The sequence below is a fragment of the Cellulomonas sp. genome, assembly GCF_015234515.1.
Lineage (GTDB): Bacteria > Actinomycetota > Actinomycetes > Actinomycetales > Cellulomonadaceae > Cellulomonas.
In genome coordinates this window covers 36,468-59,688 of sequence record NZ_JADGMY010000037.1, presented here as the reverse complement: position 1 = coordinate 59,688, position 23,221 = coordinate 36,468, and the positions used below count along the sequence as shown (strand labels likewise).

The 23,221-nt window shown below is 73.9% G+C and carries 22 protein-coding genes; 16 read left to right on the top strand and 6 right to left on the bottom strand.

The features are described 5' to 3' along the window. Positions 1-26: 26 nt before the first annotated feature. On the bottom strand, positions 27-2,234 hold the full coding sequence (glgX, locus tag IR158_RS19220; protein ID WP_291816102.1) for a glycogen debranching protein GlgX: 2,208 nt from the start codon (positions 2,232-2,234) through the stop codon (positions 27-29). A 103-nt stretch (positions 2,235-2,337) separates the two neighbouring features. Here glgX and IR158_RS19215 point away from each other — a divergent pair, with 103 nt between their 5' ends. Together IR158_RS19215 and IR158_RS19210 are read left to right on the top strand one after the other, a co-directional pair. After that, positions 2,338-3,132: an electron transfer flavoprotein subunit beta/FixA family protein gene (locus IR158_RS19215; protein ID WP_291816100.1), complete on the top strand. Its 795-nt coding sequence runs from the start codon at positions 2,338-2,340 to the stop codon at positions 3,130-3,132. A gap of 50 nt (positions 3,133-3,182) precedes the next feature. Then, the gene (locus IR158_RS19210) at positions 3,183-4,163 is read left to right on the top strand and encodes an electron transfer flavoprotein subunit alpha/FixB family protein (protein WP_291816097.1); all 981 of its coding nucleotides are present in this window, start codon (positions 3,183-3,185) and stop codon (positions 4,161-4,163) included. Between the two features lie 39 nt (positions 4,164-4,202). On the opposite strand, the gene IR158_RS19205 is transcribed toward IR158_RS19210, so the two are convergent. Further along, positions 4,203-5,195 (bottom strand): phosphotransferase, encoded by a 993-nt coding sequence (locus IR158_RS19205; protein WP_291816094.1) that lies wholly within the window; start codon positions 5,193-5,195, stop codon positions 4,203-4,205. Between the two features lie 130 nt (positions 5,196-5,325). Here IR158_RS19205 and IR158_RS19200 point away from each other — a divergent pair, with 130 nt between their 5' ends. The 7 genes from IR158_RS19200 (at position 5,326) to IR158_RS19170 (ending at position 13,395) form a co-directional block, all read left to right on the top strand. Further along, positions 5,326-6,531 carry a cysteine desulfurase family protein gene (locus IR158_RS19200; protein ID WP_291816091.1) on the top strand — a complete coding sequence of 402 codons (1,206 nt, stop codon included), beginning with the start codon at positions 5,326-5,328 and terminating at the stop codon, positions 6,529-6,531. Then, entirely contained in the window at positions 6,531-7,652 is a 1,122-nt protein-coding gene (mnmA, locus tag IR158_RS19195; RefSeq protein WP_291816088.1) for a tRNA 2-thiouridine(34) synthase MnmA, read from the top strand. The genes IR158_RS19200 and mnmA overlap by 1 nt, the downstream gene beginning before the upstream one ends. Next, positions 7,649-8,668 (top strand): hypothetical protein, encoded by a 1,020-nt coding sequence (locus tag IR158_RS19190; RefSeq protein WP_291816086.1) that lies wholly within the window; start codon positions 7,649-7,651, stop codon positions 8,666-8,668. Before mnmA ends, IR158_RS19190 begins: the two co-directional genes overlap by 4 nt. Then, the gene (locus tag IR158_RS19185) at positions 8,665-9,099 is read left to right on the top strand and encodes a hypothetical protein (RefSeq protein ID WP_291816083.1); all 435 of its coding nucleotides are present in this window, start codon (positions 8,665-8,667) and stop codon (positions 9,097-9,099) included. Before IR158_RS19190 ends, IR158_RS19185 begins: the two co-directional genes overlap by 4 nt. Positions 9,100-9,160: 61 nt before the next feature. Further along, on the top strand, positions 9,161-11,593 hold the full coding sequence (gene ligA / locus IR158_RS19180) for an NAD-dependent DNA ligase LigA (RefSeq protein WP_291816081.1): 2,433 nt from the start codon (positions 9,161-9,163) through the stop codon (positions 11,591-11,593). A gap of 38 nt (positions 11,594-11,631) precedes the next feature. After that, the gene (locus tag IR158_RS19175) at positions 11,632-12,942 is read left to right on the top strand and encodes an N-acetyltransferase (protein WP_291816078.1); all 1,311 of its coding nucleotides are present in this window, start codon (positions 11,632-11,634) and stop codon (positions 12,940-12,942) included. A gap of 81 nt (positions 12,943-13,023) precedes the next feature. Further along, positions 13,024-13,395, top strand: coding sequence for a hypothetical protein (locus IR158_RS19170; protein ID WP_291816075.1), 372 nt, complete (start codon positions 13,024-13,026; stop codon positions 13,393-13,395). 38 nt (positions 13,396-13,433) lie between these two features. Here IR158_RS19170 and IR158_RS19165 read toward each other — a convergent pair whose 3' ends face one another. Both IR158_RS19165 and IR158_RS19160 read right to left on the bottom strand, forming a co-directional pair. Next, positions 13,434-13,922: a GNAT family N-acetyltransferase gene (locus tag IR158_RS19165; RefSeq protein WP_291816072.1), complete on the bottom strand. Its 489-nt coding sequence runs from the start codon at positions 13,920-13,922 to the stop codon at positions 13,434-13,436. Further along, a complete protein-coding gene (locus IR158_RS19160) occupies positions 13,906-14,103 on the bottom strand; it encodes a hypothetical protein (protein ID WP_291816070.1) in 198 nt (65 codons plus the stop codon). The genes IR158_RS19165 and IR158_RS19160 overlap by 17 nt, the downstream gene beginning before the upstream one ends. A gap of 218 nt (positions 14,104-14,321) precedes the next feature. Here IR158_RS19160 and IR158_RS19155 point away from each other — a divergent pair, with 218 nt between their 5' ends. Then, positions 14,322-14,744, top strand: coding sequence for a pilus assembly protein CpaE (locus IR158_RS19155; protein WP_291816067.1), 423 nt, complete (start codon positions 14,322-14,324; stop codon positions 14,742-14,744). Here the strand turns inward: IR158_RS19155 and IR158_RS19150 are convergent. Continuing rightward, entirely contained in the window at positions 14,716-15,456 is a 741-nt protein-coding gene (locus IR158_RS19150; protein ID WP_291816064.1) for a hypothetical protein, read from the bottom strand. The genes IR158_RS19155 and IR158_RS19150 overlap by 29 nt on opposite strands. A gap of 92 nt (positions 15,457-15,548) precedes the next feature. On the opposite strand from IR158_RS19150, the gene gatC reads away from it, so the two are divergent. From gatC to IR158_RS19120, 6 genes are all read left to right on the top strand, one after another. Continuing rightward, positions 15,549-15,845 carry an Asp-tRNA(Asn)/Glu-tRNA(Gln) amidotransferase subunit GatC gene (gene gatC / locus IR158_RS19145; RefSeq protein WP_207340856.1) on the top strand — a complete coding sequence of 99 codons (297 nt, stop codon included), beginning with the start codon at positions 15,549-15,551 and terminating at the stop codon, positions 15,843-15,845. A 1-nt stretch (position 15,846) separates the two neighbouring features. Then, positions 15,847-17,364 (top strand): Asp-tRNA(Asn)/Glu-tRNA(Gln) amidotransferase subunit GatA, encoded by a 1,518-nt coding sequence (gene gatA / locus IR158_RS19140; RefSeq protein WP_291816055.1) that lies wholly within the window; start codon positions 15,847-15,849, stop codon positions 17,362-17,364. Next, complete coding sequence (gene gatB, locus IR158_RS19135; RefSeq protein WP_291816053.1) at positions 17,364-18,875, top strand: Asp-tRNA(Asn)/Glu-tRNA(Gln) amidotransferase subunit GatB; 1,512 nt, start codon at positions 17,364-17,366, stop codon at positions 18,873-18,875. The genes gatA and gatB overlap by 1 nt, the downstream gene beginning before the upstream one ends. Before the next feature lie 145 nt (positions 18,876-19,020). After that, positions 19,021-19,569, top strand: coding sequence for a GNAT family protein (locus IR158_RS19130; RefSeq protein WP_291816050.1), 549 nt, complete (start codon positions 19,021-19,023; stop codon positions 19,567-19,569). 8 nt (positions 19,570-19,577) lie between these two features. Beyond that, positions 19,578-20,519, top strand: a complete 942-nt coding sequence (locus tag IR158_RS19125) for a 2-hydroxyacid dehydrogenase (protein ID WP_291816048.1) — start codon at positions 19,578-19,580, stop codon at positions 20,517-20,519. 60 nt (positions 20,520-20,579) lie between these two features. Beyond that, a complete protein-coding gene (locus IR158_RS19120; protein WP_291816046.1) occupies positions 20,580-22,127 on the top strand; it encodes a peptide MFS transporter in 1,548 nt (515 codons plus the stop codon). A 60-nt stretch (positions 22,128-22,187) separates the two neighbouring features. On the opposite strand, the gene IR158_RS19115 is transcribed toward IR158_RS19120, so the two are convergent. Continuing rightward, complete coding sequence (locus tag IR158_RS19115) at positions 22,188-23,216, bottom strand: LacI family DNA-binding transcriptional regulator (RefSeq protein ID WP_291816045.1); 1,029 nt, start codon at positions 23,214-23,216, stop codon at positions 22,188-22,190. Between the last annotated feature and the right edge of the window lie 5 nt (positions 23,217-23,221).

Below are 23,221 nucleotides of genomic sequence, written 5' to 3'. Positions count from 1 at the left end.
ACGCTACCGGGCGCCGCGCTCGCGCGTCAGGGGCGCACGTACACCCGCATGCTCAGCGGCTCCACGGTCGTCACCGACCCGACGGACTGGTGCAGCCCTCCCGAGATCGCGGCTGTCGACACCTCCGCCGGGTGCTCCCAGACGGAGTCCCACGCAAGCGTCCACGGCGTCGCGTCACCATCGGCGAGCCGTACCGCGACGGCGTCGAGCGCGCCGTTGACGAGCAGCAGCACCTCGTCGTCCCCGGGTGCCGGAGCCGCGCGGACCATCTGGAACGTGCGGATCGACGCGTCGTGCCAGCGGCCGTGGTCGAAGGGCGCGCCGTCGGCGCCGTACCAGCCGAGGTCCGGTGGGCCTCCGGGGACGCGTGGCGCACCGGAGTAGAACGTCTCGGACCGCAGGGCGGGGTGCTCGCGTCGCAGTGCGAGGAGGTGCCGCGCAGTCGCGAGGAGGTCCTCGCGCCACGGTGACAGGTCCCAGCGCACCCAGGAGATCTCGTTGTCCTGGCAGTACGCGTTGTTGTTGCCGCCCTGCGAGCGACCGGTCTCGTCGCCCGCGGTGATCATCGGGGTCCCCGCCGCCAGGACGAGCGTCGCGAACAGGTTGCGCACCGAACGGCGGCGCAGCGGAGCGATGTCGGCGGCCGGTGACTCCCGCTGCACCGGTCCCTCGACACCGTGGTTCCACGACCGGTTGTCGTCGGAGCCGTCACGGTTCTGCTCGCCGTTGGCGGCGTTGTGCTTGTGCTCGTAGGCGACGAGGTCGGCCAGGGTGAAGCCGTCGTGCGCGGTCACGTAGTTGATCGACGCGCGGGGGCCGCGCGTGAGCGGCGGCGTGCCGCTGCCGAACAGGTCGGCGGACCCCGCCAGGCGCGTCGCGAGGTCCCGCACGCGGTCCCCGGGCAGGCCGTGCGCCGCGCGACCGGGATCCGCGAGCCAGAACGAGCGGACCGCGTTGCGGAACCGGTCGTTCCACTCCCCGAACGGTGCGGGGAACTGCCCCGTGCGCCACCCGCCGGGTCCCACGTCCCACGGCTCGGCGACGAGCTTGAGCCCCGTGAGCGACGGGTCCGTCGCCGCGGCGACGAGCGTCGCGTGGTCCGGCCGGAACCCGTCGGTGCCGCGGCCGAGGGTGACCGCGAGGTCGAAGCGGAACCCGTCGACGCCGACCACGTCCGCCCAGTAGCGCAGCGAGTCCAGGGTCATGGCCACGACACCCGTGCGGCGGAAGTCGAGGGCGTTGCCCGTGCCCGTCACGTCGACGAGCGTGGCCGGGACGGACCCGTCATGCATGTAGTAGTAGGAGTTGTCCAGGCCGCGCCACGACAGGTGCTGCCCGCCCAGGCCGCCCTCGCACGTGTGGTTGTAGACGACGTCGAGCAGGACCTCGAGGCCCGCGTCGTGCAGCGCGTGCACGGTCGCGCGCAGCTCGGCGAGCACGGCGGCCGGCCCAGCTGCGCGTGCGGCGGCGGTGGCGTACGCGGCGTGCGGTGCGAAGAACCCGAGCGTCGAGTATCCCCAGTAGTTGGTGAGGCCCTTGGCGACCAGGTGCGGCTCGGACGTGAACGCGTGGATCGGCAGCAGCTCCACGGCCGTGACACCCAGGCTCAGCAGGTGGTCGACGACGGCGGGGTGCGCCAGGCCGGCGTAGGTGCCCCGCAGCTCGGGTGGGAGCGCGGGGTGCAGGTGGGTCAGGCCCTTGGTGTGCGCCTCGTACACGACCGTGTCCGCCCACGGCGTCCAGGGACGGTTGGCGGCGGGGTCCGGGCCGGGCAGCGCGCGGGTGTCGACGACCACGCCGTGGGGGACGTGGGCTGCGGAGTCGCGGCCGTCCCGGGGCCCGTACGGGTCGCCCACGAGGTCGTCACCCACGACGTGGCCGTAGGTCGCCGGGCCGTAGGCGAGGTCACCGACCAGGCCGCGGGCGTACGGGTCGACCAGGAGCTTGGCGTGGTTGTACCGCAGCCCGTACGCGGGCTGCCAGGGACCGTCCGCCCGCAGGCCGTAGCGCTGGCCGGGACGCACCCCTGGGACGGCGGCCGACCAGATCCCCTGCTGCGGGCCGGACAGCGGCACGCGTCGCTCGGTGAGGGCGTCGGCCGGGCCGTCGATGAGGCACAGGTCGACCGCGGTCGCGTGCGGCGCGAGCACCGCGACGTCCACGCCCGAGTCGGTGACGTGGACACCGAGGCGTCGTGGAGCCCGGTCCCGGCCGGTCGTCGCGGTGTCGCTCACGCGCCCATCGTGCCAGGGCGCGGGTCCGAGGCGTGTCCCGGGTGCTTCCACCAGGCGAACACCGGAGGCGAGGGCCGGGGGTGCGGGCGGTAACGTTCCCCGGGTGAGGATCGTCGTCTGTGTGAAGTTCGTGCCCGACATCCAGTCCGACCGGCAGCTCGGTCCCGACGGGCGCGTCGTGCGCGACGGCGGTGACGGCACCCTGAACGAGCTCGACGAGAACGCCGTCGAGGCCGCGCTGGCGCTCGCGGAGGAGCACGACGGGCAGGTGGTCGTGCTGACCGTCGGACCCGACGACGCCGTCGACGCCGTCCGCAAGGGCCTGCAGATGGGCGCCGACGAGGCCGTGCACGTCCTCGACGACGACATCGCCGGTGCCGACGCGATCGGCACGGCGACGGTCCTCGCGGCGGCCGTGCGGCGCCTGTCCGCCGACGCGCCGGTCGACGTGGTCGTCACGGGGATGGCGGGCCTCGACGGGCTGACGTCGTTGCTCCCGACCGCGATCGCCGAGGTGCTCGACCTGCCGGCGCTGCCGCTCGCGTCGAGCCTGACGGTCGACCCGATCGCCCGGACGGCGACGGTCACGCGCCGCCTGGACCACGCCACGGAGACCCTGACCGCGGACCTGCCGGTCCTGGTGTCCGTCACCGACGGGCTCAACGAGCCCCGGTACCCCAACTTCAAGGGCATCATGGCCGCCCGCAAGAAGCCCGTGACCACGTGGACGCTCGCGGACCTCGGCGTCGACCCCGCGACCGTCGGTGCTGCGGGCGCGCGCACGCGCGTGCTCGACGCCGCTCCCCGCCCGGCGCGCGAGGACCGCGTGCTGGTCACCGACACCGGTGACGCCGGCACCCGGCTGGCCGCCTGGCTCGTCGAGCGCAAGCTCGTCTGACGCCGGTCCCCACCCACCCCGACTGCTCGCACCACCCCGGAGGACCCGTCGTGACCGTCACCCCCGTGCTCGTCCTGCTCGACCACGCACCGGACGGCTCGCTGCGCCCGTCGGTGCGTGAGCTCCTGACCCTCGCGCGTGACATCGCGGGCGAGGCGGGCGTGCACGGCGTGTGGGCGGGTGACGAGGACCTCGACGTGGCGCTGCCCGTGCTCGCGGCCCAGGGCGTGTCGACGGTCCACCGCCTCGTCACCGCTGGCGACGTCCACCTGTCGGCGGTCCTCGCGGACGGGCTGGAGGCGGCGCTGGCCGCGTCGGGCGCGTCGGTGCTGCTGCTCGTGTCCTCGTTCGAGAACAAGGAGGCGGCGGCGCGGCTCGCGGTGCGCACCGGTGCGGGGGTCGTGACGGACGCCGACGGGCTGACGGTGCAGGACGGGAACGTCGTCGCGCACAAGACCGTGCTGGCCGGCACCTGGACGACGCGGTGCGCCGTCACCGCCCCGAGCGCGATCGTCACGGTCAAGGCCAACGCGGTGCCGGCGCAGGACGCCGCCTCGTCGTCGTCCCCGCAGGTCGTCGACCTCCCCGTCGAGGTCCGTGCCGGTTCGACCCGCGTGCGGCTCGTGGAGCGGACGGAGCACGCCGCGTCCGGCCGCCCGGACCTCGGCTCCGCGAACGTCGTGGTCGTCGGTGGGCGCGGTACCGAGGGTGACTTCACGGCCGTCGAGGAGCTCGCGGACGTGCTGGGCGGGGCGGTCGGCGCGACGCGCGTCGCGACCGACGAGGGCTGGATCGGTCACGACGCGCAGATCGGGCAGACCGGCGTGACCGTGTCACCGCGGCTCTACGTGGGCGCCGGCGTGTCCGGAGCGGTCCACCACCGCGGCGGCATGCAGGCCTCGGGCACGATCGTGGCGGTCAACTCCGACCCGGACGCGCCGATCTTCGAGATCGCGGACTTCGGGATCGTCGGGGACCTCTTCTCGGTGCTGCCGCAGGCCGCCGCCGAGCTGCGCAGGCTGCAGGGCTGAGCCCCGCGGGGCCGTCGGCGTCGGGGACGGACGAGCGGGTCAGCTCAGGTCGCGGAGCCAGCGCAGCGTCGCGCCGGCCTGGGCCGCCTGGAAGGCCCGCAGGTTGGGGATCCCGGGCGGCGCAGGCTGACCGGACGACCACGCGAAGTACCCGGCGAGTCCGGCGAGCGCGGCGCGCAGGTCGTCCGTGCTCACGCCCTGCGACGCCTCGCTGCGGGAGAACAGCCACGCCGGGTCGCCCGCGCCACCCTGCAGGGCCACGCTCGGCAGCATGAAGGCGAGGTCGATCCACGGTGCGCCCACGCTCGCGTGCGGCCAGTCGATCAACCACACGCGGTCGTGACCGTCCTCGATCATGACGTTGTCGGCGCGCAGGTCCCCGTGGACGAGCGTGTCGCCCGCCACGACGCGCAGCGCGTCCTGCTCCCACCGGGCCAGGTCGTCGAGGTGCTCCGCCGCCCACCGGCCGGGCTCGTCGACCAGCCCGGCGACGCGCTCGCGCTGCGCGGCCGTGGTCTGCTGCATCCTGCGCCAGCCGGTGAAGTCGTCGCGCAGGAGGTCCTCCGTGCGCGGCAGGTCGTGCCCCGGCGTCGGCGTGCACCGGGCCAGGTCGTCGAGCGCCGCGAGCACGAGCGCCAGGTCGTCCGCACGCCACGGGAGCTCGGGGGAGCGGCCGTGGACCGCGTCGAAACCGAGCAGCACCCAGTCGCCGTCGTCGTCCCACCAGCGCAGCGACGGCGCGGGAACCTGCGGCGGCAGCGCGCGCGACGCCCGGATCTCGGCGCGCGCGAGCTCCGGGGAGTGCGGGTTCTGGTCGGAGGACACGGCCTTGACGAACACCGCGCGCCCGTCGGTCAGCTCGAGCACGGCGCAGAACCCGGGGGAGAAGCCGCTGGTCGCGGACATCTCGGCCGTCACGCGGGCGCCAGCCAGCGTCTCGATGCGCTCGCGCACCGCCCGCGGTAGGTCACGCCAGTCGAGCCGCTGTCCGCCGAAGGCGAGCGGCAGCGCCATGACGTCGTCGGCACTCACGCGCCCATCCTGCCAGCAACCGGGCGTCCTGGACCCCAGCATGGTCGGTCACGGTGCGCAGGGGACGTGGCGGGAGCCGGTGGATGAGGTGCGGGGCGTCGCGAGCTGGACGCGTTCGTAGACTGGGGGAGTGAGTGCTCCCCGCCCCCGTGCGGTCTACCTCGACCATGCGGCGACCACGCCGATGCGCCCCGCGGCGCTCTCCGCGCTGACGGCGGCGCTCGCGCACACCGGCAACCCCTCGTCGCTGCACACCGCGGGTCGTGCGGCGCGCCGCACGGTCGAGGAGGCGCGCGAGCGGCTCGCCGCCGCGGTGGGTGCGCGACCGAGCGAGGTCGTGTGGACGGCCGGTGGCACCGAGGCCGACAACCTCGCGGTCAAGGGCCTGTTCTGGGCGCGTCGGACGGGTGACACGGCCCGTCGTCGCGTGGTCGTGTCCGCGGTCGAGCACCACGCGGTGCTGGACCCGGCGTTCTGGCTGGCGGAGCACGCGGGTGCCGAGCTCGTGCTGCTGCCCGTCGACGGCGACGGGGTCGTCGAGGTCGACGCGCTGCGTGCCGAGCTCGAGGCGCACGGCGACACGGTGGCGCTCGTGTCGGTGATGTGGGCCAACAACGAGGTCGGGGCGCTGCAGCCCCTGGACGACGTGGTGGCCCTGGCGCACCGGTACGGCGTGCCGGTCCACGCGGACGCGGTGCAGGCGGTCGGGCAGGTGCCGGTCGACCTGGACGCGTCCGGGCTGGACGCGCTGACCCTCAGCGGCCACAAGGTCGGGGGCCCCGGCTCGACGGGCGCGCTACTGGTCCGGCGGGGCCTGGAGCTGACGCCCGTGCTGCACGGCGGCGGTCAGGAGCGCGGCGTGCGGTCCGGGACGCTGGACCCGGCGCTGCTGGCGGCGTTCGCCGCGGCCGTGGACGAGGCCGTCGCCGAGCGCGAGGCCCACGCCGCGCGCGTCGGTGCGCTGCGCGACGACCTCGTGCGGCGGGTCCTGGCGGAGGTGCCGGGTGCGACGCTGCGCGGTCCCGCCGACCCGGCCCGTCGCCTGCCCGGCAATGCGCACGTGACGTTCGCGGGCTGCGAGGGCGACTCGCTGCTGTACCTGCTGGATGCCGCGGGCGTCGAGGTCTCGACGGGCTCGGCCTGCCAGGCGGGCGTGCCCCGCCCGTCCCACGTGCTGCTCGCCATGGGCGTGGGGGAGGACGACGCACGCGGTGCCCTGCGGTTCTCGTTCGGTCCCACGTCCACCGCGGACGACGTCGACTCCGCGCTCGCCGCGCTGCCGGGTGCCGTCGAGCGTGCCCGTGCGGCCGGGCTGACGTCGCTGGTGGGTGCCTGATGCGCGTGCTCGCGGCGATGTCCGGCGGCGTCGACTCGGCGGTCGCGGCCGCGCGCGCCGTGGACGCGGGCCACGACGTCGTCGGCGTGCACATGGCGCTGTCGCGCACCCCGGCGCAGGAGCGCACCGGCTCGCGCGGCTGCTGCTCGATCGAGGACGCGTCCGACGCGCGCCGTGCGGCCGACGTGCTCGGCATCCCGTACTACGTGTGGGACATGTCGGAGCGGTTCGAGAAGACGGTCGTCGCGGACTTCCTCGCGGAGTACGCGGCGGGCCGCACCCCGAACCCGTGCGTGCGGTGCAACGAGCACGTGAAGTTCGCGGCCCTGCTCGACAAGGCGCTCGCGCTGGGGTTCGACGCGGTGTGCACCGGCCACTACGCGCGGGTCGTCGACGGCCCCGGCGGCGTGCGGGAGCTGCACCGCGCGGCCGACGCGGCCAAGGACCAGTCGTACGTGCTCGCCGTCATGGGGCCCGAGCGCCTGGCACGCGCCGTCTTCCCGCTGGGTGACGTGGCCTCGAAGTCCGAGGTTCGCGCCGAGGCGGTCGCCCGCGGACTGTCGGTCGCCGCCAAGCCCGACTCGTACGACATCTGCTTCGTCGCCGACGGCGACACCCAGGGCTTCCTGCGCCGCGCGCTGGGCGAGCAGCCCGGCGAGATCGTCGACGAGCAGGGCGAGGTCCTGGGGACGCACGACGGGGCGTACGCGTACACGGTCGGGCAGCGTCGTGGGCTCGCACTCGGCCGCCCGGCCGCCGACGGCCGCCCCCGGTACGTGCTCGCGATCGAGCCCGTGCAGCGGCGCGTCGTGGTCGGTCCGGCGCAGTCCCTGGACGTCGCGCAGGTCAGCGGGGACGCCGCCGTGTGGTTCGGGGACGTCCCGGCGGTCGGCTCGGTGTGCACGGTGCAGGTCCGTGCGCACGGCGCCGACGTCCCCGCCCGCGTGCTGGATGCCGACGGGGCGACCGTCACGGTCGACGTCGCCGGCACCGGGCTGCGCGGCGTGGCCGCCGGGCAGTCGCTCGTGCTCTACGACGGCACGCGGGTCCTCGGCCAGGCGACCGTCGCGGCGACGCGTACCGCCGCGGACCTCGTGGCTGCAGCGGAGGCCGGCGCGTGACCGCCGTCAGCGGTATCGGCCCCTGGCCCGGGACCGACGCGCTCGAGGCCGCGACCACGGTCGTCGGCGACCTGGTGGACACCCCGGACGAGGTCGACGGTCTGCCGTTCGCCGTGCTGCTGCCGGCGCGCGGACCGTGGGGCGACGCCACCGGCGCCGCGATCGCGCTGCTCACCGACCTGCCCTCGGAGCTCGGGCCGCACGGGTGGAAGCTCGCCGACCGGCCGGGGCGCGACCTCGAGCGGGCCCGGGCCTTCGCGCGCGAGGACCTCGACGCGCTCGCGGTGGCCGCCCACGGCTACGCCGGCGGCTTCGTGCTGCCGGTCCTGGGGCCGTTCACGCTCGCGGCGGACGTCTACCTGGCGCGGGGCGACAAGATCCTCTCCGACCCCGGCGCGCTGCGGGACGTCGTCGTGTCGAGCAGCGAGGGGATCGCCGCACGGGTCGCGGACCTGCGGCGCGTGGTGCCCGGTGCCGACGTGCGCGTGCTGCTGCGCGAGCCGCTGCTCGCGCCCGTGCTGGCGGGCGCCGTCCCGGGGTTCTCGGGCCGCGCGCCGCTGCGACGGGTACCGGGACCGGTCGTCGCCGAGGGCCTCAGCGCGCTCGCGGACACCGTGCGTGCCGCCGGGGCGTCCACGGTCGCGGTGCACGGCGGCAGCGCCTGGTCCGCGCTCGCGGCCGTGCGCGCGTCGTCGGTGGACGCCGCCGCGCTCGCGGTCGGCGGCATCGGCGAACGCGGTTGGGAGGAGGTCGCGGGGGTCGTCGAGGCCGGCAAGGTGCTCTGGGCGGAGCTGCCGTCGCAGGCGTCGTCGCAGTGCGCCGGTCCGGACGTCGCCGGCCAGGCCGACGTCCTGCTGCGACCGTGGCGCACGGTGGGTCTGCCCGCCGGCGGCCTGCGGGACGTGGTGCTCCTCGCCGGGGCGCCGCCCGAGGGTGCCACCCCCGACGGTGCGCGTGGCGCGCTCGCCGGGCTCGTGCGGGCCGCGGGCATCGTCGCCGAACGGGCCGAGGCATGAGCGCCGGGCTGCCCCGCCGCCGTGTCACGTCGCGGCGTCGTGCACTCGCGCTGCTCGTCGCGTCGGGGCTCGCGCTGGTCGGGCTCGTCGTGCTCGCGGTCGGGTGGTTCGGCATCGGCACGACGACCCTGCGGGCGTCCGCCGCGGGCACCGAGCCGTGCGTCGCCGCGTACGAGGGCGGCGCGGGTGTGCAGATCCGCTACGAGCTGCTGCCCGCGCGTGCCGTGTGCGTGTGGGAGGTCGAGGGGACGCGGCAGGAGGTGGTCGTCGCGTCGGTGCCGGTGGCCGTGACGGCCGGTGCCCTGGTCCTCGCGGTGGGCGGGATCGCCGGGACGGTCGCCGCCCTGCGGCCGGTGCGGACCGTGCACCGGGCCTCCGGAGCAGGGCGGGACGGACGGACGGGCGCGGCACCGACCGTCGAGCCCTCATGACGTCGACGCGACCGACGCACGCCGGTCCGCCGGTGTCGGTGGCGCACGTCATGATGGGCACGTGAACGACGCGACCCCTGTGACCGACCAGCAGGACGTGCCGGCCGAGGCCCGGCACCGGTGGACGGAGCTGGCCGAGCAGGTCCGGGCCGACCAGTTCGCCTACTACGTGCGTGACGCGCCGAGCTCGTCCGACGCCGCGTACGACGCGCGGATGCGCGAGCTCGAGCGGCTGGAGGACGAGCACCCGGGCCTGCGGACGCCGGACTCGCCCACGCAGCGCGTCGGTGGCACGTTCTCCACCGAGTTCACGGCCGTGGACCACGTGCAGCGCATGCTGTCGCTCGACAACGCGTTCTCGCGCGAGGACCTGGTGGCGTGGGCGGAGCGGGTGCACCGTGACCTCGAGGGCGCCGGACCGGTCGAGTACCTGTGCGAGCTAAAGATCGACGGGCTCGCGATCGCGCTGCTGTACGAGAAGGGGCGCCTGGTGCGCGCGGCGACGCGGGGCGACGGCCGCACGGGCGAGGACGTGACGCTCAACGTCCGCACGATCCCGACGATCCCCGACGTGCTGGCGGGCGACCCCGCGACCCACCCCGACCTCATCGAGATCCGCGGCGAGGTCTTCCTGCCCGTCGAGGCGTTCGGTGAGCTCAACGAGGCGCAGGTGGCCGCCGGGAAGGCGCCGTTCGCCAACCCCCGCAACGCCGCCGCGGGGTCCCTGCGCCAGAAGGACCCGCGCGTCACGGCGTCACGCCCCCTGCGGATGTACGCGCACGGCATCGGGGCGCTGACGTGGGGGGAGGGGCGCGGCACCGGGATCGACCGGCAGTCGCAGGTGTACGACCTGCTGGCGGGCTGGGGCGTGCCGACGTCCTCCCACAGCCGTGTGGTCTCCGGGCTCGACGACGTCTGGGCGCGCATCGTCCACTTCGGCGAGCACCGGCACGACGTCGAGCACGAGATCGACGGAGTCGTCGTCAAGGTCGACGACATCGCGCTGCAGCGCCGCCTGGGCGCGACCAGCAGGGCGCCGCGGTGGGCGATCGCCTACAAGTACCCACCGGAGGAGGTCAACACGCGGCTGCTGGCGATCGAGCTCGGCATCGGCAGGACCGGCCGCGCGACGCCGTTCGCCGTCATGGAGCCCGTGCTCGTGGCGGGCAGCACCGTGCGGCAGGCGACGCTGCACAACCAGGACGTGGTCCGGGTCAAGGGTGTGCGCGTCGGCGACATGGTGGTGCTGCGCAAGGCCGGCGACGTCATCCCGGAGATCGTCGGGCCCGCGCCCCAGGCCCCGGACGACGACGTGCCACGCGTCGAGTGGCACATGCCCGCGGACTGCCCCGAGTGCGGGACGCCCCTGCGCCCGATGCGCGAGGGCGACGTCGACCTGCGGTGCCCCAACGCGCAGGGGTGCCCGGCGCAGGTCCGCGGGAGGCTCGAGCACATCGGGTCGCGCGGCGCGTTCGACATCGAGGTGCTGGGCGAGGTCACCGCCGCTGCCCTGACGCAGCCCGAGGTTCCCGAGACGCCGCCGGTGCCCAACGAGGCGTACCTCTTCGACCTCGTGGGCTACGGGCCGGACGCGCCCGCGGACGAGGTGGACCGGGTGCGCTCCGCGAGCCTCGCGCGGCTCGCGGAGGTCGAGGTCGTGGTCCGGGACGCGGAGACCGGGCTGCCCAAGGAGGACGCGGACGGCACGGTGCGCCGACGCACGCCGTTCCGGCGCACGCTCAAGCACACGAAGGCGCAGCGCGCGGCCGCCGAGGCGGACGGCCGGACCCTGCCCGACTGGGAGCCCTCGGAGGCGGCGCGCACCCTGCTCGACCAGCTGGACCTCGCGAAGACCAAGGACCTGTGGCGCGCGATCGTGTCGCTGAGCATCCGCAACGTCGGGCCGACGGCCGCCCGGGCACTGGCCCAGGAGTTCGGGTCGATGGCCGCGCTGCGGGCGGTGGTGGACCCGACGGCCCAGGACGGCGGCGAGCTCGACCCGGTGGCCGCGGTGGCGCGGCTCGCCGGGGTCGAGGGGGTGGGGCCGACGATCGCCCAGTCCCTGCTCGACTGGTTCGCCGAGCCGTGGCACCGCGAGATCGTCGACCGCTGGGCGGCGGCGGGGGTCGTCATGGCCGACGCAGCCGACGAGTCGACCCCGCGCACGCTGGAGGGCGTGACGGTGGTCGTGACCGGGAGCCTCGAGCGCTTCAGCCGCGACGGCGCCAAGGAGGCGATCCTCGTGCGGGGTGGCAAGGCCTCGGGCTCGGTGTCGAAGAAGACCGACTTCGTGGTCGTCGGCGAGAACGCCGGGTCCAAGGAGGCCAAGGCGCGTGAGCTGGGGCTGACCATCCTCGACGAGGCGGGGTTCGAGGCGCTGCTCGCCGGGGGCCCGGGCGCGGTCGCGACGCCTGCGGTCGAGGACGCCGACGGGGCCGCACCCGAGCACGCCACGACGGACGAGGTGGCGACCGGCACGTCGGCGGACCGGTGAGCGCCGCCGCCCCCGCCGGCCCGCCCACCGTGCGGCGCGTGACGGCCGCCGACCTCGCGCAGGTCGGCCAGGTGACCGCCCACGCCTACGTCGCCGACGGGCTCGTCGAGGCGGACCACTGGTACGTCGACGAGCTGCGGGACGCGGCTGCCAGGGCGGCGGCCGCCACCGTGCTCGTCGCCGTGGCGCGCGACGCCGACGGCGCGGCCGGAGAGCGGGTGCTCGGGACCATCACGCTGGCGACACCGGGGTCGCCCTACGCCGAGATCGCGCGCGACGGCGAGGTCGAGCTGCGCATGCTCGCGGTCGACCCCGCGGCGCGCCGGTCGGGCGTCGCCGAGCAGCTCGTCGTGGCGGCGCTGCGCGAGGCCGTCGGTCGCGGTGACCGCCGCGTGGTGCTGTCGACGCTCGAGACGATGCACGCCGCGCACCGGCTGTACGCACGACTCGGCTTCGTCGCCGAGCCGGACCGCGACTGGACCGACGAGCTCACGATGCGCGTGCACGCCTGGCACGCGCCGGTGCCGCCGTCCGCGGCCACCGAGTCCGCGTCGTGGCCACCGCTGCGCGTGGTCGAGGTCGACGGCTGGCGCGTCGGTCTGTCGGGCGGCGTGACCCGGCGTGCCAGCTCGACGCTGGCGCTGCGTGACGTCGACGACCTGGCGGGCACGGTCGGCCGGGTCGAGGGCCTGTACCGCGACGACGGCGCGCCCGCCGTGTTCCGGGTCGGCGACCCCGGGAACCCCGCAGGGCTCGCCGCCCTGCTCGACGCCCGCGGGTACGCGGTCGCCGCCGTCACCGACGTCCTGGTGCGGGACCTGGACGCCACCGTGCGTCCTGCCGACGGCGATCCGGGAACGCTCGGTGGCGGCGTGCGCGTCCGCGCCGCCGACGTCCCGGACGACGTCTGGCTCGACCTGTGGCTCGGCGGCAAGGGCGGCGCGCGCGAGCCGTCCCGTGCGATCGTCGCCGGTGCCCCCGCGCGGTACCTGACCGCGATCGGTGCCGACGGCACGGCGGTCGCCGTCATCCGGGCCGCGGTCGTCGACGACTGGGTCGCACTGTCGTGCCTGCAGGTCGTCCCGCAGGCCAGGCGCCGCGGGATCGGACGCGCGCTGACGCTGCAGGCACTCGCCGCCGCACGGGAGCACGGCGCGCGTCGTGCGTTCCTCCAGGTCGAGGCCCACAACGACCCGGCCTTGCGGATGTACGGGGCGCTGGGCTTCCGCCCTGCGCACCGGTACGCCTACCGCGTGCAACCGGGGCAGGACGTGCGGACCGGGCTGGAAGCCCGCGTGCGCTTAGATCAACCACGATCCACCCACCTGGGACGGGCGGCGAAGTTCTGAAGCCCTGCTCGTCAGGCCAGCCCGTCGCCCGTCGCAGCGTGTCGGAGCCACCGACCCGCGCACTCCTGAGACCGTAACTGCATGACGTACCGCCTGACTGACGCCAGCGTTAAGGTCCGCCTCAACGACGTCGTGCTCACGTACACGACCGAGGGCACCGAACCAACCCGTGGCGCCGTGCTGTACTCCACCACCTTCGTGAGTGAAGCAGGTGACGATGTCCGGCAGATCGGCTTCAAGCTCCTCGACAGCAGACTCATCGCGACCTTCTGGTCCGACCACGTTTCTCCCATGCAGTACGCCGCAGGGCCGAACGTCACTCCACAGCGGATTGGCAACACTCACACGATCGTCTTCCCGCTCGAAGCCCTAGGAAGCATCCGCGCCGGAAGCTGGCACGCGATCCTGAACGTGGATGGCGACGACGTGGACCGCGTCGAAGGATCGCTGTAGGCCCGACTAGCGGCCGTGCGTCGCGTCTGCCGCGCGGATCAGAGGTCACGAACGTATGACTCGTACCCCTCATACGTTCCGAGGAACTCGAAACCGGCGTCGACGCACATCTTCCTGCTCGCCACGTTGCGCGGGTCGACGTGCGTGAACACGCCACAATCCAACTCGTAGCGGGCCTTCGTGCGGCTCATCAGATCCAACGCGACAGTCAGAGCCTCGCGACCGAGGTGCTGCCCCCGGGTCCGCTGTGCACAGGCGACGGCCCAGATCATGAACTGCTGGTTGGTGTCGTCCAGCCCGAAATGAGCCGTGGCGGCGAGACCCTCGCCGTCGAAGCCAAGCAGAAGCGCCTCGTCCGCCGACACGGGGACCCGTAGACCGCGCAGGTGACTCTGCACTTCGAGTTCCCACGGTTTCGGGTGATGCTTGCCGCGGTGCTTCTCGTACTGCTTCTTCGCCGGGTCCGTACAGATGAACTGAGTCAGCGCAACCTTGTGCTCGGCCCGCGCGCTAGACCAGCGCAGCACGCTTCCGGCGAAGCCACTCGGCCACGTCAGACAATTCCTGCTCGCTCGCAACCATCGAGCGGCGGTACCGGCGCGCTAGTTCGACGCGCTCCCAGTCGGTGAGACCGTCCGCGGCAGCGCCATCCGCAACGCGTACGCGAACTTCGCGAACATCGAGGCACATGGTGTCGAGGAGGGCCATAGCCCGGACCATACCCGTGCGACCTGGTAGTAGCTCACTCTGCGAGCCGTTTCACCCGAACTGATGCGACTCAGATCACTACGCGTGCCGGCGAGAGGGAGAACGCGGGGCGCACCGGCAGTCAGGAGAATCGAGAGGCTTGGGGAGTCTGCTGACTAGCCGCGCCCACGGTGCACGTCCGGGCGGCCGATCGCACGCGCACCCTCGATACTGGTCCCATGCTGTCGACGGACAACGCCGTGGCCCTCGAGGCCGCCGGGCTGCAGTGGCACCCTCGAGCCGGTGACCGGTTCGTGATCCGCGGTGCCGACATGGGGGGCGAGGTCTTCACGATCTCCGAGATGGTCGTCGAGGCCCACGAGTACTCGACCGGGACCGTCCTCGGGTTCAACGGCACCACCGAGTGGGCGCTGGACTCCGTGCGCCAGGAGGACGCGCTCTGGCTGCCGCGCGAGGACCAGATGCGTGAGCTGCTCGGGGGCACCTTCCGCAGCCTCGCCCGGTCGACCGACGGGCGGTACCAGGTGCTCGTGGAGGTCGCCGGCGGCCCGGAGCGCGTCTTCACCGCCGACGACGCGGCGGACGCCTATGCCGAGGCGCTGCTCGCCCTCGTCAGCGCGGCGACGTCGCAGGTCGGCTGACCGCAGGCAGGTCCAGCGTCGCGATCTTCTGCCAGATCTTCGTCGACATGCCGCCCGTGACGTTCTCGACGGTGCTGACCGTGTCGAGCACGACTGCGTCCGTCGACTCCTCGGCGCACAGCGCGGCCGCCTTGGCGACCAGGCTGAGCAGCTCGGTGCAGTAGTCGAGGTACGCGGCGAGGCCGTCGGCGTCCAGGCCGACGTCCACGGACTGCGACGTGGTGCGGAACCCCGGGCGCAGCCGTTCGGGGTCCTTGGTGAGCTGGTGCATGTCGATGACGTGCGCGAGCGAGCGCAGCCGGTGCAGCCGGCGCAGCGTCGCCGCGCGCTGCAGCCGCGCGGGGACCGCGAGCAGGAACCACACCGCGATCCCGGCGAACACGGTGTCGTTGATGGCGCTCTCGACCACGGGCAGCCACTCGAAGGCCCGCAGCGACGTGGCGGCGGCGACGGCGTCGCGCACCGCCATCACCAGGGCGAACACGGTCGCCCCGACGACGAGCACGACCGCCACCAAGGACGCGACACGGGCCACGTGCTCGTGCCGCCGGGTCCGGGCCTCCTGCTCACCCACGTCGCTGACGAGCCCCGCGAGCTCGGCGGCGACGTGTCGCAGGTTGCGGTCGGGGAAGCGGGTGGCGATGCGTGCGTGCAGGCGGTCGACCGTGGCGCACACCGCCGCGGGGTCGAGCCGCTCGTAGCGTCCGGTCACGGGCGTCACGGTAGCGGCGGGGTGCCGGCCGTCGGTGGTGCCGCGGCGTAGGGCGGACAGGGGTCACCCACCCACGACTAGACTCATGGACCATGTCCACCCTCTCCCGCGACGAGGTCGCGCGCGTCGCCGCGCTCGCCCGGATCGACCTGACGCCCGCCGAGCTCGACCGGCTGGCGGGGGAGCTCGACGTCATCGTCGAGTCCGTCGCCCGCGTGTCCGAGGTCGCCACCCCGGACGTCCCCGCGACGAGCCACCCGCTGCCCCTGACCAACGTGTTCCGTGCCGACGAGCCGGTCACGCCGCTCGACCGTGACGAGGTGCTCGCCCAGGCCCCCGCGGCCCGTGACGGCAAGTTCCTCGTCCCGCAGATCCTCGGGGAGGAGTGACGTGACCGACCTGACCCGGCTGACCGCAGCCGAGCTCGCCGACCGACTGGCCGCACGCGAGGTGACCAGCGTCGAGGCGACGCAGGCGCACCTGGACCGCATCGCCGCCGTCGAGCCCGCCGTCCACGCGTACCTGCACGTCGCGGGTGACGAGGCGCTCGCGACCGCGGCCGACGTCGACGCGCGACGCGCCGCGGGCGAGGACCTGCACGTGCTGGCGGGTGTGCCGATCGCCGTCAAGGACGTCGTCGTGACGCGGGGCCTGCCCACCACCGCCGGCTCGCGCATCCTCGAGGGCTGGGTGCCGCCGTACGACGCGACCCTCGTCCAGCGCCTCAAGGCCGCGGGCCTGCCGATCCTCGGCAAGACCAACATGGACGAGTTCGCGATGGGCTCGTCCACCGAGCACTCGGGCTACGGCAACACGCACAACCCCTGGGACCTCGACCGGATCCCGGGCGGCTCCGGCGGCGGCTCGGCCGCGGCCGTCGCGGCGTACGAGGCGCCCCTGGCGATCGGCACGGACACCGGCGGCTCGATCCGCCAGCCCGCAGCCGTCACGGGCACCGTCGGCGTCAAGCCGACGTACGGCAGCGTGTCGCGCTACGGCCTCATCGCGCTGGCCAGCAGCCTCGACCAGGCAGGGCCGTGCACGCGCACGGTCCTCGACTCGGCGCTGCTGCACGAGCTGATCGGCGGGCACGACCCGCTCGACTCGACGTCGCTGACCGACCCCGCGACGGGCTACGTCGCGGCGGCGCGTGCCGGCGCGGGCGGCGACCTGCGCGGCGTGAAGGTGGGCGTCATCCGTGAGCTGCAGGGCGAGGGCTACCAGGCGGGTGTGCTGGCACGCTTCGAGGAGTCCCTCGACGCGCTGCGCGGTGCGGGCGCCGAGGTCGTCGAGGTGTCCTGCCCCTCGTTCGCGTACGCGCTGGCCGCGTACTACCTGATCCTCCCCGCGGAGGCGTCGAGCAACCTCGCGAAGTTCGACGGCATGCGCTTCGGCCTGCGCGTCGAGCCCTCCGAGGGCCCGGTGACGGCCGAGCGGGTCATGGCCGCGACCCGCGGCCAGGGCTTCGGCGACGAGGTCAAGCGCCGCATCATCCTCGGCACGTACGCGCTGAGCGCGGGCTACTACGACGCCTACTACGGGTCGGCGCAGAAGGTCCGCACGCTCATCCAGCGGGACTTCGCGGCGGCGTTCGAGGCGGCCGACGTGCTGGTCTCCCCGACGGCGCCGACCACGGCGTTCAAGCTGGGCGAGAAGCTGGACGACCCGCTGGCGATGTACCTCAACGACGTCGCGACGATCCCGGCGAACCTCGCCGGGGTGCCGGGCATGTCGCTGCCGAACGGGCTGTCGGACGACGGCCTGCCGGTCGGGTTCCAGATCCTCGCGCCGGCGCGCGAGGACGCCCGGCTGTACCGCGTGGGGGCGGCGCTCGAGGCGCTGCTCGAGACGAGCTGGGAGGGCCCGCTGCTGGGCCGCGCCCCTGAGCTGGCCGGAGGGGCAGCCTGATGAGCACGACGACCGACGTCGACCTGGTCGACTACGACGACGCGGTGGCCCGGTTCGACCCGGTCATCGGCATCGAGGTGCACGTCGAGCTCGGCACGCGCACCAAGATGTTCGACGGTGCCGCGCAGTTCTTCGGCGAGGAGCCGAACACGCAGATCACGCCCACGAGCCTGGGCCTGCCCGGTGCGCTGCCGGCGGTCAACGGCACCGCCGTCGAGTACGCCATCCGCATCGGGCTGGCGCTGAACTGCTCGATCGCCCAGTCCTGCCGGTTCGCCCGCAAGAACTACTTCTACCCGGACGTGCCGAAGAACTTCCAGACGTCGCAGTACGACGAGCCCATCGCGTACGAGGGCTTCGTCGACGTCGAGCTCGAGGACGGCACGGTGTTCCGGGTCGAGGTCGAGCGCGCGCACATGGAGGAGGACGCCGGCAAGAACACGCACGTCGGCGGCGCCACCGGGCGCATCCACGGCGCGGAGTACTCGCTGGTCGACTACAACCGCGCCGGCGTGCCGCTCGTGGAGATCGTCACCAAGCCGATCACGGGTGCCGGCGAGCGGGCGCCCGAGGTGGCGCGCGCGTACGTGCAGACCCTGCGCGACATGTTCCGCGCGCTCGGCGTGTCCGAGGCGCGCATGGAGCGCGGCAACGTGCGCGCCGACGTCAACGTGTCCCTGCGCGCGACGCCCGACTCGCCGCTGGGCACGCGCACGGAGACCAAGAACGTGAACTCGTTCCGGTCGGTCGAGCGGTCCGTGCGCTACGAGATCAGCCGCCAGGCGGCGATCCTCGACGCGGGCGGCACGATCGTCCAGGAGACGCGGCACTGGCACGAGGACACCGGCATCACGACGGCCGGACGTGTGAAGTCCGACGCCGAGGACTACCGCTACTTCCCTGAGCCGGACCTCGTCCCGATCGTGCCGGACCGCGCGTGGATCGAGGAGATCCGCGCTGCGCTGCCCGAGCTGCCGGCCGCGCGTCGGCGTCGCCTGCAGGGCGAGTGGGGCTACGCCGACGCCGAGATGCGCGACGTCGTCAACGCCGGTGCGATCGAGCTGATCGAGGCCACGGTGGCGGCGGGCGCGAGCCCGGCCGCCGCGCGCAAGTGGTGGATGGGCGAGCTGGCGCGCACCGCGAAGCAGCAGGAGGTCGAGCTCGCGGACCTGCCGATCACGCCGGCCCAGATCGGCGCGCTGCAGCAGCTCGTGGACGCCGGGCGCATCAACGACAAGCTCGCGCGGCAGGTGCTCGAGGGCGTCCTGGCCGGCGAGGGCGATCCCGAGCAGGTCGTCGTCGCCCGCGGCCTGGAGGTCGTGTCCGACGACGGCCCGCTGCTCGAGGCGATCGACGCGGCCCTCGCGTCGCAGCCGGACATCGCGGAGAAGATCCGCGGCGGCAACCTCGGCCCGGTCGGCGCGATCATCGGCTCGGTCATGAAGGCGACCCGGGGCCAGGCGGACGCGGGCAGGGTGCGCGAGCTCGTCCTGGAGCGCGTCAACGCCTGACGGCAGGACCCGACCCGCCCGTCCGGCGTGCGTCGTGTCGCAACCTCCCGGTCACGCGGGATTTGTACGATGCGACGCACGCCGGAGGGCAGTCGGTGGTGGTGTCCCATGCGGAGGCACCGATGGTGAGCCGACGGAGGTCACGATGCAGAAGCCGAGCCTGCAGGGCGAGATGATCGTCCTGCGACCGATCCGGCCCGACGACGCCGACGCGATGTGGGACATGCTCACGGACTCCGAGGGCAACCGTCTGACCGGGACGACGCGCGTCTTCACGCAGGACGAGGTCCGCGCGTGGTGCGCGAGCCGTGAGGCGGCGCAGGGGCGCTACGACTTCGCGGTCACGACCAGCGCGGACGACGAGTACCACGGCGAGATCGTCCTCAACGACGTCGACGAGGACGTCCGGTGCGCCGGGCTGCGCCTGGCCATGCGCCCCGCCTACCGGGGCCGTGGCTACGGCACCGAGGCGATCGAGCTGGTGCTCGGGTTCGCGTTCGACGGGCTCGGGCTGCACCGCGTCGAGCTGGAGGCGCTGAGCATCAACACGCGTGCGATCTCCCTGTACGAGAACATCGGGTTCCGGCGCGAGGGCCGTCGCCGCGACGCGTACCGCGACGGTGAGGGCTGGTGCGACGCCGTCGTGATGTCGATGCTCGAGGACGAGTACCGCGCCGGACGCGTGGGCGGCTGACGACGACCGTGCTCACCGCCACCGTCCCGGACGACGACCTGCTGCACCGGCTCGGTGACCTCGCGGCGGCGCACCCCGACGACCTGCGGCTCGTCCGCTGGGACCTGGAGGGTGCGCTGGACGCCCGGACGGCCGCCGACGTGGACCTGGTCGTGATCCCGCACTACTTCGTCCGTCCCGGCGGCTTCGACGTGCTGCGCGACCTGCCGCGGCTGCGCTACGTGCAGCTGCCGAGCGCGGGCTACGAGCACGCACGCCCGCACCTGCCGCCGGGTGTGGTGCTGTGCAACGGGCGTGGCGTCCACGACGCCGGCACGGCCGAGCTCGCCGTGGGCCTGACGCTGGCCGTGCAGCGTGACCTGCCCCGTGCGGTCCGTGCCATGGGGGAGGCGCGGTGGGACAACCCGTTCGGGCCGTCGCTGGCCGACCGCCGGGTGCTGGTCGTCGGGCAGGGGTCGGTCGGGCGGGCGGTCGTGGCACGGTTCCGGCCGTTCGAGGTGGACCTGGTCCGCGTCGCGCGGACGGCCCGTGACGACGCGGACGGGCACGTGCACGGCGTCGCCGAGCTGGGGGACCTGCTCCCGGAGGCGGACGTCGTGGTGCTGGCGATCCCGCTGACGCGCGAGTCGTACCACCTGCTCGACGCCGCCGCGCTCGCCCGGATGAAGGACGGTGCGCTGCTCGTCAACGTCGCGCGCGGCAAGGTCGTGGACACCGACGCGCTGCTCGTCGAGCTGCGCGCCGGCCGGCTGCGTGCGGCGCTCGACGTCACCGACCCCGAGCCCCTGCCGTCCGACCACCCGCTGTGGCACGCACCGCACCTGCTGCTGACGGCCCACCAGGGCGGCAACACGGACGCCACGTTCCCACGGGTCGCGGCTCTCGTGCGCCGCCAGCTGACCGCGTTGCTGGCGGGCGAGCCGCCCGTCAACGAGGTCGCCCGCACCTGAGACCGCGCGTGCGGGGCCCGCCGGGGTGCGGGCCGCTCACGCCGACGTCACGATGGCGTGATGAGCGAAGCCGCGGACGTGCAGGCCGGGGACGACGCACCGGGGGTGGGGGCCCGCCGCGGCGTGACCTTCTTCGGGCACCCGTTCGGGCTGTTCACGCTCTTCACCACCGAGCTGTGGGAGCGGTTCAGCTACTACGGCATGCGCGCGATCCTCTTCTACTTCCTCACCGACACGTTCGCGAACGACGGGCTCGCGCTCGACGACGCGACGGGCGCGGCGCTCGTCGCCGTGTACGGCTCGGCCGTCTACCTCGTGACCGTCATCGGCGGCTGGTTCGCCGACCGCGTGATCGGCGCACGCCGGGCCGTGCTGGCCGGTGGCGTCGTGATCGCCGCGGGGCACGTCAGCCTGGCGGTCCCCGCGCACTGGACCGCGTACGCCGGGATCATCCTCGTCGCGCTCGGCACCGGCCTGCTCAAGCCCAACGTGTCGAGCATGGTCGGCGAGCTGTACCGGCGGGACGACCCGCGACGCGACTCGGGGTTCTCCATCTTCTACATGGGCATCAACATCGGTTCGTTCTCGGCCCCGTTCCTCGTGCAGCTCGCCCGCGGGATCGGCGGGTACCACGCGGGCTTCGCGGTCGCGGCCGTCGGCATGGCGATCGCGCTGGTGGCCTTCGTCCTCGGTCGCAAGGCCCTGCACGGAGCGGGTGACACGGTGCCCAACCCGCTGACGCGCGCCGACCGACCGGGCGTCGTCCGCATGGCAGGGCTGATCGCCCTGGCCGTGATCGCGGCGACAGGGCTCGCGTGGCTGGTCACCCGGTCGGGTGGGCAGACGAGCGGCGTCCTCGGCGTCGTCATCGACGCGCTGTCCTACCTCGCGTTCGCGGCGCCGATCGTGATGTTCCTGGTGATGTTCCGGTCGCCCCGCGTGAACGCGGCCGAGCGGTCGCGCCTGCGGGCGTACATCCCGCTGTTCGTCGCGGCGATGCTCTTCTGGATGATCTTCGAGCAGGCGTCGAACACGCTCTCGCAGTACGCCCGGGACGACACCGACACGACCGTCTTCGGCGTGACGTTCTCGCCCGTGCTCTACCAGTCCGTGAATCCCGCGTCCATCATCCTGCTCGCGCCGGTGTTCGCGTGGCTCTGGGTGCGCCTGGGGGACCGGCCGTCGACCGCCGTGAAGTTCGCGATCGGGCTGACCCTCGCGGCGCTGAGCTTCGTGTTCCTCGCGGGGGCCTCGGCCCTGGCCGGTGACGGTCGTTCGCCGTGGTGGGTCCTGGTGGTCGTGTACGTCGTGCAGACGCTCGGGGAGCTGTGCCTGTCACCGGTCGGCCTGGCCGCGACGACGCTGCTCGCGCCGCTGGCCTTCCGTGGCCAGGCGATGGCGCTGTGGTTCCTGGCGCCGGCTGCGGGGCAGGCGATCACCGCCCAGCTGATCACCGTGACCGACGGGGTCAGCCGGACCGCCTTCTTCGGTGGGATCGGGCTCGTGAGCCTGGTGCTGGCCGGTGCGATGTTCGCGCTCGCGCCCTGGGTGACCCGGCGCATCCGGGAGGGCGCGGAGACGGACGAGGAGGTCGCTGCGCGTCGGTGACATGGTGCGGTGCGCGCCGGTGCGCAGACCTCACCCCGTCGGCGGCGTGTCGCTCGCCCGTCAGTCGTCGGTGCGCGGTGGTGCGGTCGAGGCGCGGGGGACGAGCTCGGTGGGCAGCCGGCGGTGGTTCGGGACGTCGTTGCCGGCGATCAGGTCGACGAGCAGGACCAGTGCCGCGGCCCCCATCGCCTGCAGGGGCTGCGCGACGGTCGTCAGCGGTGGCGAGCTGAGCGCCGACTCGGGGACGTTGTCGAAGCCGATGACCGACAGGTCGGTGGGGACCCGGAGTCCCAGGTCGCGGGCGACGTCCAGCACGGCCAGCGCCGACAGGTCGTTGGCGGCGAAGACGGCGGTGGGCCGGTCCGGGCGGTCGAGCAGCGCGCGCGCCGGCTCCTGCGACGTCCCCCTGCGGTAGTCGCCCATCCCGACGAGGGTCTCGTCGACAGGGACCCCGGCGTCGGCCATCGCGCTGCGGAAACCCTGGTCACGAAGTCGCGCGGACGCCAGGTCGGGACGGCCGCCGAGGAAGGCGATCCGGCGGTGGCCGAGCTCGAGGAGGTGCCGGGTCGCGAGGACCGCACCTGCGAGGTTGTCGGAGTCGACGGTCGGCAGACCGGTCGGACCGGCGTGCGGGTCGACCGCGACGACGGGCACGCCGGGGCGCGCCTCGACCACCGTCGGGGTCACGATGATGGCGCCGTCGATGAGCGTGCCGGACAGGCGCGAGAGGTACCGACGCTCCCAGCCGACCTCGGCGGAGCCCCCGCCTCCCGAGTACGCCAGCAGCTCGTAACCGGTCGCCATGACCGCGGCGCCGGCGCCCTTGAGGAGCTCTGCGGAGAAGGGCTCGAACTCGGCGACCAGGATGCCGAGGACATTGGTCCGGAAGGACCGCAGCGAGCGCGCGCCGAGGCTCGCCTCGTAGCCGAGGTCCGCGATCACTTCCTGCACTCGCTCAAGTGTGCGCTGTGAGACGCCGTAGCGTCCGTTGACGACCTTGGAGACAGTGGCGACGGAGACCCCGGCGGTTCGGGCGACATCGGCCATCTTGACGCGGGGGAGCGAGTCCACGCGGTGATCATAGGACATCGTGT